Source organism: Streptomyces sp. NPDC029122, assembly GCF_055569445.1.
On record NZ_JBVHWK010000010.1, the window covers coordinates 1 to 8916 of the forward strand.

Genomic DNA, 8916 nt, shown 5'->3' on the forward strand with positions numbered 1-8916 from the left:
GTCGCTGCCGCTCGTCCAGATGTGGGAACAACACCGCGAACTTCGCGGAGAGTTGGTCACGGGTCTCGTCCGGGATGCGCATACCACACCAACGATCCCCAGGTCAGGAAGCAACACCTTGATGATCTGCAAGCCCTTAGCGCCGACTGCGGGCGAGGTGCCGCCGGTGACCGCGCCCAGCTCGCCCATGACCAGGCTGCTCCCAAGGCCCCCGAGGGCGGAGGGATTCAGGGGCGCGTCCGAGCCGACCGTACGCGTCCGCCGCCGGAACGGGGATGTCAGAGCACGGTGTTAGGGTCGCCGCCATGGCAAACCGTTCATATCTCTACTCTGCCGATTCGTTGCCGACCGGGGACGACATCCCCAAGCCGATCCGGTGCATATCCGAGCACAACTGGGGCATCCCGCTCGCCCACAAGCTCATGGCCGGGTACGGCACGACGATCGTCCCCTCCATGATCTGGAGTCCCCGGATCGGCATCGCCGCGGACTACGACAGGGGCGCCGCCCTGCTCCGCGACCTCCTGAATGCGGTCGGGCAAGGACTCGAGGACGACGACGAGTTCGCCTCGTGCGTGGAAAAGACCACGGGCCACCTGGAAAGGCAACGGGCGGGGTACTTCATCCTGGAGACCGGCGAGATGATCTCCATCACGGACGACGATCCGGTGGAGGCGGTGCAGCGTCTGGTCTCGGCCGAGATTCCCGCTGCCGTCGCCCAGGCCGAGGCGGCGATCGCCGGCGAGAACGACGACTGGCTCGCCTCGGTCCGCGGCGACTGGGAGGAACACTTCGGGTCCTTCTACAGCAGCGCGCTCTACTACTCCTTCCCCGAATAAGCGGTTCCCCGGGGTCAGGAGCCGACGCGGACGGGGATGCCCCGACGGGCGCGTCCGGGCTCGAGCGAAGAACCCCGCGAGGATCCGCAGCCTCTCGGGCCGGCCGGCGGGGGCCGTCACAGCGAAGCGCGCGTCGGCGTCCGGCCCGTAGGGGGCGGCGCCCGGCGGACGGCCTCCCCGCCCGCGTCAACGGGGCTGCTCAGCTCTTGCGGGCCAACGGTCGCCCGGCGAAGCTCACCCCTGCCAGGCCATGGACCATGAGATTGCGGATGTTGCCGTGATCAGCGCCGTTCGGCGTCGCCAGCACACTGCGGTAGTGCTCGCCGAATGCCAGCAGCGCCTCTTGGTCGCTCAGCCCTTCCAGCAGGGCCAGTCCCAGCGTCTTGCAGGAGCCCTCGTTCGTACCCGCGGCATTGTCCAGCTCCCCGTTGCGGAACGCCTGCGGCTGGTACTCGTAATGCGCGGCGATGAAGGCCAAAGTGTCGGCGAACTCGTGCTCACCTGACGCAAGGCTCGCCCGCAGCGAGTTGAGATCAGCCATAGTGGTTCCCCTGAAGTTGAGCAGACGTCCCGTTGCCGTCCGTGACCGGACGACGATACCCCCCTGCAGCCGGCCGGTAGGAATCGCTCCACATGCCGGAACGCGCGCGAAGAGAACGGCCGGATCTGCCGCATCCAGGCCATCAAGCCCTCGACGCCCGGCGAACAGGACGCAGCCGTCGCCACGGTTTCACCGCCTTGTCGGCCGCCGCGGCCGCCGGCGCCGCTTCTCGTACGCCTCCCGGATTCCGCCGGCCAGCCCAAGCAGTACCGCCACACCGACCACCACCGCGGCCGCGATGCGCATGCCCCGGCCCTGGACGTGCCCGGCAGCCCGCGGGGAGACCTTGCCCTGCGGGTCGTGCACCACCGCCAGGGACTCGCCCTCCTCCGCGAGCCGCGCGGGGGAGCTCAGGTGCTCCGGACCGCCGGCGGGGCAGTCCAGGCGGTGGCCGTACGAGGTGCGGGTCGTGGAGGTCCAGTGGCCCTGGGCGTCCATGGAGGAGTCCGTCTCGGTGCGCTTGGTGACCTTCAGCACGATGCAGCTGATCTCGACGCCCCTGTCCTCCAGCGCGCTGTGCCCCACGGAGGCGAGCGCCAGGAGGGCACCGAAACCGGCAGGGAGGGCGGAGAGGGAGATCCACGAGGCTCGGCGCCGCGCGGCGACGGCGGCGTGCCAGCCGAGCAGGACCAGCGGGAGGAGCAGACCGCCGAGAAAGAACCCCCAGTTGTTCAGCGACCCGTACGCCGACGCCCACGCGACCCCGAACGCCAGGGCCGCGGTCAGCGGCGGCACGGCCATCGCCACCGCGGTCCGCCAGAGCCCGCGTGCCCATCCCCCGTGCCAGCCCGCCATGCCCGCCCCCCGTGCTCGTACTCGTGCACTCCAGGTAACCGCGCGGGCACGGGCACGTAAAGAGCACGGCGTGAGCGGGAGGCAGCGGCTGGCCGTCAGCGGGTGGCGGGCTCCGGTCCTCCGGAGTCAGGACGCCGCCCGCCGGGCCCGCGGTGGGCCCGGTGCGCGGCTTGAGGTCGGTGGAGGGGCGGTGCCCACAGCTGTTCCCTTCGGCGGACCGGGCCCTTGCGGCCTGCCCGGCCGGGGTTGTGCCAGCAGCATGGCCACGAGAATCGATACGGCACCGATCAGCTGCGGAGCCGACAACGTCTCGTGGAGAAAGACGTATCCCAGGATCGTCGCGACGACCGGGCTGCCCAGAGCGAGGAAGGAGACCGCCAGCGCCGGCAACCTCTCTATCCCGCGGAACCAGATCACGTAACTGACGACGGCTCCGAGGGAGACGAGATAGGCGAAGCCGAGGATGTTGGTTCCCGTGATACGGGACGGCAGTCCTTCGACGGCCACCGTGAACGGAAGCAGGACCAGCCCGCCCACGGTGAGTTGCCAGCCGGTGAAGGGAAGCAGCCCCACCCCGTCCGGGCGCCCCCAGCGCTTGGTCAGCGTGATGCCGGCGGCCATGCACATCGCGCCGCCCAGCGCCGCCGCCACACCGACGTAGTCGAGTTCCACCGTCCCCCTGAACACGAGCAACACGACACCGGCCACGCCGAGGACACAGGCCACCACATGGGAGAGCCGGATTCTGTCTCCGATGAACAGCGCCGCCAGGATGAGTACGAACATCGGCTGCGCGGACATGATCACCGCCGCGATGCCACCGGGAAGCCGGTAGGCGGCGACGAAGAGCAGGAAGTTGAATGCACCGATGTTCAGGGTTCCGAGCACCAGGATGCGCCACAGCCAAATCCCGGTCGGCAGCGTGCGGGCGAGAGCCAGCAGGAACAGACCCCCTGGAAGCGCCCGCACGGTGGTGGCCAGCAAGGGACGGTCCGGTGGCAGCCACTCGGTTGTCACCAGATAGGTGCTGCCCCAGACCGCCGGCGCCAGTGCTGTCACACCGGCGGTGAGGAGCTGCCGACCGCCCTTCATGCCGCGCCGCCTTCCGTACCGGAACACCTGTCACCGACATCGCCGGTGACAGGCAGGACGAATTTCGAAGAAGCCGTCGGTGCCCGCACATCCGCCTCGATCAGGTGGATCGGCGGATCGGCGTCGGCAGGAGCCGCGAGCGACTTGCGGCGACCAGCGGGAGTTGCGCCACTGTCGGCGACGGTGACCGTCCGCGGCTTCGGCAGAGCAAGGGTCATGACCGGATCGTCCTCTCGATCGAACTCTGATCGCCGCCGACTTGCTCGGGCCGGGCGGGCGCAGCGGGAGCACGGGCGAGGGCGGAATCCCCAGGAACACCGATGCGGTTCGCGCCCAAGCCTTCGGTCCGGCGGCTGGACCTGGCACACGCCAAGTCTCGGTCCGCAGCCATCGATGAGTCCAACACATGGTTGTCACCTCATCCATCGTGATCCACGATGGATCCATGGAGCTTCAGCAGATGCGCTACGTGGTTGCCGTTGCGGAGACGAACAGCTTCACCCGGGCCGCCGAACGCTGTCTGGTCGTCCAGTCCGCCCTCAGCCACCAAATCGCCCGCCTCGAAAAAGAACTGGGCGCGCGGCTCTTCGAGCGCACCAGCCGCCGGGTGCGGCTGACACCGGCCGGTGCGGCCTTCCTTCCCGCCGCCCGGCAGTGTCTGGACGCCGCCGAGCGCGCGGCCAACGAAGTCGCCGCGGCCGTCGGCGAGGTACGCGGACGACTCGCCGTGGGAGTCATCCCGTCCGTCGCCGCAGTCGACATCCCGGGCGCCCTGCGCGACTTCCACCAGCAGTACCCGAACGTGCGCATCAGCCTGAGCGTGGGCGCGAGCGACGGACTGGTCGAGCAGGTGAAGACGGGAGGGGCCGAGGTGGCCTTCCTCGGACTGCCGACGGCGGTGCGTCCCGAAGGAGTCAATTCCCGCGAGCTGGGCCGTGACCGGCTCGTTGCGGTGGTGGGGCCGGACCATCCGCTGGCCCGGGAGCCGGCGGTCGATCTGCGCAGGCTGTCCTCGGAGGTGTTCGTGGACCTGCCGGCCAAGACGGCCGGACGTGCCCAGTCCGACCTGGCCTTCTCGGCCGCCGGTGTCCACCGCGACGTCGCCTTCGAGGTGACCAACGCGGACTTCCTGGCGCGACTGGTCGGACAGGGCCTCGGTGTCGCCCTGCTTCCCTCCGCCTACGTGGCTCAACTCGGCGGCGTCATCACCATCGAGGTCACCGACGCACCGACCCGCGTCGAACACGTCATCTGGAGCCGCGACAACGGCACACCCGCGGCCACCGCCTTCCTCGCCATCCTCGGCATCCCGGTCGACGACACGGAGTGAAGAGGAGGTCACCGCCCCGGCGACGATCGCTGACGTGAGCTGCCCGCGGAACCCGCGGCGAGGCCCCCCGGGGGCGTGGAGCTGGAGCCGCCGACATCCGCCCGCCGGTGACGGACATGCGCGATTGCCGGGTTGCGGATGCACGGGCAGCGCCATCGACACCGACTCGGCGATCCGCTGGTCAGCGTCTCATCGGTCAGCGACGGCCGAGCGCGCCGTGCACAGCCCGCTCTCCGCCGCCGGCTCCGGCACGCCGAAACCTGCCGTCCAGACCGTCAGAGCGCTCCGACGCACCCCACCGTCGGCAAGAACGACCGCGTCCTGCCGGACCTGCCCGCGGGCGGTCGGTCGCGAGCGATCGAGAGCGCCTTCATCGGTGCCCGCACTGACACCTCCGGCGCCGGACGAGCAGGAAAGCGACCAGGAAGGTGACCGCGGCGAGCAGCGGGGTGCGCTTCGCGCGTGCCGTGGCCGCCAGCTGGCCGGCCTTCTCCCGTACAGGCTCGGGGGTCTTGTCCGCAGCCAGATGTCCGGCACGGGACGCACTCTCGCGAACTTGTGCTGCGGCGTGGGCGGCTTTGTCGAGGACAGGGTCAGGGGTCTTGTCCTTCAGCAGTTGCTTGGCCTTCTCGGCCTTGTCGTGGATTTGGCCGGTCACGTGCGCGGCCTTCTCGGCTGCTTGCGCTTTCGCGGTGGCGGCCTGCTCCTGCGCCCTGGCCTTCACGTCGGCTTTGCGGGCCAGTGCCTCGATGGTCTGTCCGAGTTCCTCGCGGGTGTGCTCGACCTGCTCGCGCAGCTCCTCGGGCGTGGGTGTGGACTCTTCGCCGGGGGATGGACTGGTCATCGGTGTGCGTGCTCCTTGATCTCGGCCACGTCGGCCTTCAGGCTGTCGATGGTCTGCTCAGGCGCGGGCGGGACGGCCTTCGCGATCTGCTTCTTCCCGACCACCGCCATGACGGCGGCGGCCGCTGCCAGCACGGCGGCGACGATCAGCGCTGCGGCCCACACCGGGAGCAGCAGCGCCATGGCGGCGATCACGGCGCCCGTCAGGGCTTGCGCGGCGAGGAGGCCGACCAGCCCCGCCCCGCCGAAGAGGCCGCCGCCGATCCCGAACCGCTTGCCCTTCTCCGCCATCTCCGCCCGTGCCAGCTGCATCTCTTCGCGCACCAGCTCGGACAGCTGCTGGGACGCGCGGCTCACCAGCGCGCCCACCGAGTCACCGGAGTCGCGGTCGTGCCGATCAGCGTTGTTCATGAGACTCTTCACCTTGCCTTCCTCGTGCTGCGCGAACGGAAACTCCTCGATCGCCGTACGAGGGCCGCCATCCGTATCCCGGGCGCGGCCCCGCGCCGCTCAGCTGTCCCGTTTCGGCCTTGCTGGTCCTCCTGCCTTCAGGGATGCGCCTACCCGGTAGCCGGACGGGCACCCGCCCCATCGGCCGACGCTTTACCCGAGGCGGCGCAGCAGCAGGCGGGGCGCGGCCCGCACCACAGCGGCCGCCGCCAGTCCGATGGCGACGCCCGCCGCGACGTCGGAGGGGTAGTGCGCGCCGCTGTGGACCCGCTCGATCGACACCAGAACCGTGGGCACGGCGCACGCGGCGCTCGCCCATGGCCAGCTCGGAGCGACGGCGGCAGTGAACGCGACCGCCGCGGCGGTGTGCCCGGAGGGGAAGGAGGAGCTGTCCGGCCGGTCCTCGACGTCCTCGTGCGGGAACCATTCCTTCGGAGGGCGGCGGCGCTCGACGAGTTGCTTCGCGACCCCGTTGGAGAGCACCTGCGCCACCGCCATCCCCGCCACGCCCGCCACCGCGGCCCTGCGACCCCTCCATCCGCCCCCGGCCGCCATGAGAGCGGCGGCGGCCCACCACAGCTTGGTGTGCTCGGCCGCATCCTCGACCGGCGGCAGCACGCCGCGCGCCCAGACCGAATCCCAGGACGCCATGCGCTTGGTCAGCGTGTTCTCGCCCGCTCGCAAGGACGCCAGAAGCCTCATGGACAGCAGCTTCCCCCATCAGGACCGTTCGGAGCGTGAGCACTCCATCCGGCGGCACGCCTCGGCACTCCACCTCCGAGGGTCACGCGACGGGACGTACGGCTCCTCGTCCTCGGGGTGGCCGCCGGCGATCGCCCGCCGGCCCGCGTCAGAACGGTCATGGTCGTCTCCGAGATCTGACTGAGATGGGGTGCCATACCTGGCGGCTTTCCACTTCAGCGCAACCCATGCGTCGGTCCTGTTGCCGCCGGGCACGCCGCGTCGGCAGGGGTGCGGGCCCGAAGGTGTGCCGGCGGAGCCCGCGGCGCAGGACTTGCGTTCGGATGCTCATCAGACCGAAGGCCCCCACCCTGAACCCGGTTGTCCCCGGCCGGGACAGGATGGACGGCGCATGACCGCGCGCCCTGGCTGGACGTCACGTCGCCGAGATGCCCGGCCGCGCGGCGAGGCCGGAGCACCTACGGGCACGACGCCGGGCGGCATGGCCCCCGGGCGCTGGGAGGTGAGGACGACCTCCCCAATGGCCAACCGGCGGCGAACTGTGAAAGTCGCTGTCCGATCATCGGAGCGGGGTGATAGGTATCCGGCGTGGAAAAGAATCTCGAGTTCCCTGACCTGCTGTGACTGATCGATGAACGGTCGACCGCCTTCCGCATCGCGGTCGCCGACGCGCCCAGTCTCGACGCACAGGTGCCGACCTGCCCCGGGTGGACGCTGTTCGATCTGGTGAAGCACCTGGGTGGGGGAGACCGTTACTGGGCCGCCATCGTCGACGCGGGGCCCGCCGACGCTCCCCCTGCCGAGGCCGCCGCCGCGCGCGCCGCCCTGGAAGTGCCGCGGGATCGTGAGGCCCTGCTCGCCTGGCTGGCCGCATCGACGCAGCTTCTGCTGAGCACCCTGCGCGAGGCAGGACCGGACGCCGGCTGCTGGGCGTGGTGGAGTGCCCTGCAGACGCCGCGGACTTCCGGCGGAGTCGCCCGGCATCGGGTCCAGGAGAGCGCGGTACACACCTACGACGCCCAGCTCGCCGCGGGCGCGCCGCAGCCGCTGCCGGCCGAGCTCGCACTCGACGGAGTCGAGGAGTTCCTGTTCACCTGCGTCGCGACGCCCAGCGCCTGGCCGCACAAGCCCACGGCCTTCGGCTTCCACACCACGGAGGGCCGCTCCTGGCGCCTCACGGTCGACGGTGACGGCGCACGCTCCACCCGCATCCCCGCGCCCACTGCCGCGACCGGCGAGGACTCGGACGCAGCCGGGGCCTCCGTCCATGGCACGGCCAGTGAGTTGGTCCTCTACCTGTACGACCGTATCCCCGCCGACTCCTTGCGCGTTGACGGAGACGCAGGGCTGCTCGACCTGCTCCGCGCCTGGGAGCCGGAGGAGTAGGGCGTAGCGGGGAGGGGGCATTGGCCGCGCCTCCAGCCGGTAGGACACGACTCTTCGTCAGGTTCGTCAGCCGCAGCACCCAGCCGTGTCGTCCAGATCCATGCCACCTCCACCCTGATACGGCCTTGGGCGCGCTCGCCTTGCTCCCCTCTGCTGCCGTCTGCTCCTGCCGGCTCGCCGTGGCATCCATGGAGGCTCGTGTTCTGTTGGAGGCTGCTTGACGGTGTAACGGGATTGCCTTCCATACTTATCCGTATGGACAAGGCGACGCTCATTGACGAGCAGAAGAAACAGGATATCGAGGCGATCAGGGAAGTGGTCGCCAAGGTGCAGCACTCCCAGCAGCATGAACTCTGCGATGAATTTCTGAGCCTGTTCCGTGAGGATGCGATTTACACTGCACCACATGGAAGGATCCTGACTGGGATAGCGGAGATTGACGAGTTCACCCGTCGAGTTCTGCCCGGGGCCATGGAGAACGCTACGGTCACCTATGAGCTGATCGACGTGCTGTTCATCCGACCGGATGTGGCGGCGGTGAAGGTGAAGGGGCAGCACTACACGCTGGATGGAAATCCTGACGGAAACCCCAACTCGCCACTCTACGTGATGTCCAAGGAAAACGGAAAGTGGTTGCTGACTGCATGTCAGGGCACTTTTCAGCTGTATCCGGAGTTCGACATTCCGAGCCGTATTCCTCCGGCGCCGGAAAGCACCGAAGTCGGCTGAACGGATTGGTTCTCCTGTAGCGCGGGTCCAGCAGCGGGGCCCCGCCCCCCCCCCCCGAAACCGGGGCCCCCCCCGCGCCCCCCTCCCCCCCCCCACCCCCACCGCGTTTGGGGATTCCCGTCCCACCGGCGCCCCCCCCAAAACCCGGT

General features: G+C 69.8%; 12 protein-coding genes. 4 read left to right on the forward strand and 8 right to left on the reverse strand.

Going from position 1 to position 8916, the window contains the following annotated elements; genetic code table 11:
- Positions 1-189, reverse strand: a 189-nt coding sequence (locus ACZ4WZ_RS14270) for a hypothetical protein (RefSeq protein ID WP_467889605.1), incomplete at its 3' end; no start/stop codon positions are given.
- A gap of 116 nt (positions 190-305) precedes the next feature.
- Between ACZ4WZ_RS14270 and ACZ4WZ_RS14275 the strand changes: the two genes are divergently transcribed.
- A complete protein-coding gene (locus ACZ4WZ_RS14275) occupies positions 306-839 on the forward strand; it encodes a DUF7822 domain-containing protein (RefSeq protein ID WP_467889608.1) in 534 nt (177 codons plus the stop codon).
- A 199-nt stretch (positions 840-1038) separates the two neighbouring features.
- Here the strand turns inward: ACZ4WZ_RS14275 and ACZ4WZ_RS14280 are convergent, their stop codons facing one another.
- From ACZ4WZ_RS14280 to ACZ4WZ_RS14295, 4 genes are all read right to left on the reverse strand, one after another.
- Positions 1039-1380, reverse strand: coding sequence for a HopJ type III effector protein (locus tag ACZ4WZ_RS14280; RefSeq protein WP_467889610.1), 342 nt, complete (start codon positions 1378-1380; stop codon positions 1039-1041).
- A 189-nt stretch (positions 1381-1569) separates the two neighbouring features.
- Positions 1570-2235 carry a hypothetical protein gene (locus ACZ4WZ_RS14285; protein ID WP_467889612.1) on the reverse strand — a complete coding sequence of 222 codons (666 nt, stop codon included), beginning with the start codon at positions 2233-2235 and terminating at the stop codon, positions 1570-1572.
- Positions 2236-2361: 126 nt separating this feature from the next.
- Complete coding sequence (locus ACZ4WZ_RS14290; RefSeq protein ID WP_467889615.1) at positions 2362-3327, reverse strand: EamA family transporter; 966 nt, start codon at positions 3325-3327, stop codon at positions 2362-2364.
- Entirely contained in the window at positions 3324-3545 is a 222-nt protein-coding gene (locus tag ACZ4WZ_RS14295) for a hypothetical protein (RefSeq protein ID WP_467889618.1), read from the reverse strand. The genes ACZ4WZ_RS14290 and ACZ4WZ_RS14295 overlap by 4 nt, the downstream gene beginning before the upstream one ends.
- Before the next feature lie 227 nt (positions 3546-3772).
- Between ACZ4WZ_RS14295 and ACZ4WZ_RS14300 the strand changes: the two genes are divergently transcribed.
- On the forward strand, positions 3773-4657 hold the full coding sequence (locus ACZ4WZ_RS14300; protein ID WP_467889620.1) for a LysR family transcriptional regulator: 885 nt from the start codon (positions 3773-3775) through the stop codon (positions 4655-4657).
- 370 nt (positions 4658-5027) lie between these two features.
- Here the strand turns inward: ACZ4WZ_RS14300 and ACZ4WZ_RS14305 are convergent, their stop codons facing one another.
- The 3 genes from ACZ4WZ_RS14305 to ACZ4WZ_RS14315 all read right to left on the reverse strand — a co-directional run bounded on the left by ACZ4WZ_RS14305 (position 5028) and on the right by ACZ4WZ_RS14315 (position 6652).
- The gene (locus tag ACZ4WZ_RS14305; RefSeq protein ID WP_467889623.1) at positions 5028-5501 is read right to left on the reverse strand and encodes a DUF3618 domain-containing protein; all 474 of its coding nucleotides are present in this window, start codon (positions 5499-5501) and stop codon (positions 5028-5030) included.
- On the reverse strand, positions 5498-5911 hold the full coding sequence (locus tag ACZ4WZ_RS14310) for a phage holin family protein (protein WP_467889626.1): 414 nt from the start codon (positions 5909-5911) through the stop codon (positions 5498-5500). Before ACZ4WZ_RS14310 ends, ACZ4WZ_RS14305 begins: the two co-directional genes overlap by 4 nt.
- A 192-nt stretch (positions 5912-6103) precedes the next feature.
- Positions 6104-6652 carry a phosphatase PAP2 family protein gene (locus ACZ4WZ_RS14315; protein ID WP_467889629.1) on the reverse strand — a complete coding sequence of 183 codons (549 nt, stop codon included), beginning with the start codon at positions 6650-6652 and terminating at the stop codon, positions 6104-6106.
- A 654-nt stretch (positions 6653-7306) separates the two neighbouring features.
- On the opposite strand from ACZ4WZ_RS14315, the gene ACZ4WZ_RS14320 reads away from it, so the two are divergent.
- Together ACZ4WZ_RS14320 and ACZ4WZ_RS14325 are read left to right on the forward strand one after the other, a co-directional pair.
- Entirely contained in the window at positions 7307-8038 is a 732-nt protein-coding gene (locus ACZ4WZ_RS14320) for a maleylpyruvate isomerase family mycothiol-dependent enzyme (RefSeq protein WP_467890090.1), read from the forward strand.
- Positions 8039-8293: 255 nt separating this feature from the next.
- Positions 8294-8767, forward strand: coding sequence for an SgcJ/EcaC family oxidoreductase (locus tag ACZ4WZ_RS14325; RefSeq protein ID WP_467889632.1), 474 nt, complete (start codon positions 8294-8296; stop codon positions 8765-8767).
- Positions 8768-8916: the final 149 nt, after the last annotated feature.

Bases quoted from the DNA above. Each gene is read 5' to 3' on its own strand.
- ACZ4WZ_RS14275 (WP_467889608.1), top strand. From the start codon at position 306: ATGGCAAACCGTTCATATCTCTACTCTGCCGATTCGTTGCCGACCGGG.
- ACZ4WZ_RS14280 (WP_467889610.1), bottom strand. From the start codon at position 1,380: ATGGCTGATCTCAACTCGCTGCGGGCGAGCCTTGCGTCAGGTGAGCAC.
- ACZ4WZ_RS14285 (WP_467889612.1), bottom strand. From the start codon at position 2,235: ATGGCGGGCTGGCACGGGGGATGGGCACGCGGGCTCTGGCGGACCGCG.
- ACZ4WZ_RS14290 (WP_467889615.1), bottom strand. From the start codon at position 3,327: ATGAAGGGCGGTCGGCAGCTCCTCACCGCCGGTGTGACAGCACTGGCG.
- ACZ4WZ_RS14295 (WP_467889618.1), bottom strand. From the start codon at position 3,545: ATGACCCTTGCTCTGCCGAAGCCGCGGACGGTCACCGTCGCCGACAGT.
- ACZ4WZ_RS14300 (WP_467889620.1), top strand. From the start codon at position 3,773: ATGGAGCTTCAGCAGATGCGCTACGTGGTTGCCGTTGCGGAGACGAAC.
- ACZ4WZ_RS14305 (WP_467889623.1), bottom strand. From the start codon at position 5,501: ATGACCAGTCCATCCCCCGGCGAAGAGTCCACACCCACGCCCGAGGAG.
- ACZ4WZ_RS14310 (WP_467889626.1), bottom strand. From the start codon at position 5,911: ATGAACAACGCTGATCGGCACGACCGCGACTCCGGTGACTCGGTGGGC.
- ACZ4WZ_RS14315 (WP_467889629.1), bottom strand. From the start codon at position 6,652: ATGAGGCTTCTGGCGTCCTTGCGAGCGGGCGAGAACACGCTGACCAAG.
- ACZ4WZ_RS14325 (WP_467889632.1), top strand. From the start codon at position 8,294: ATGGACAAGGCGACGCTCATTGACGAGCAGAAGAAACAGGATATCGAG.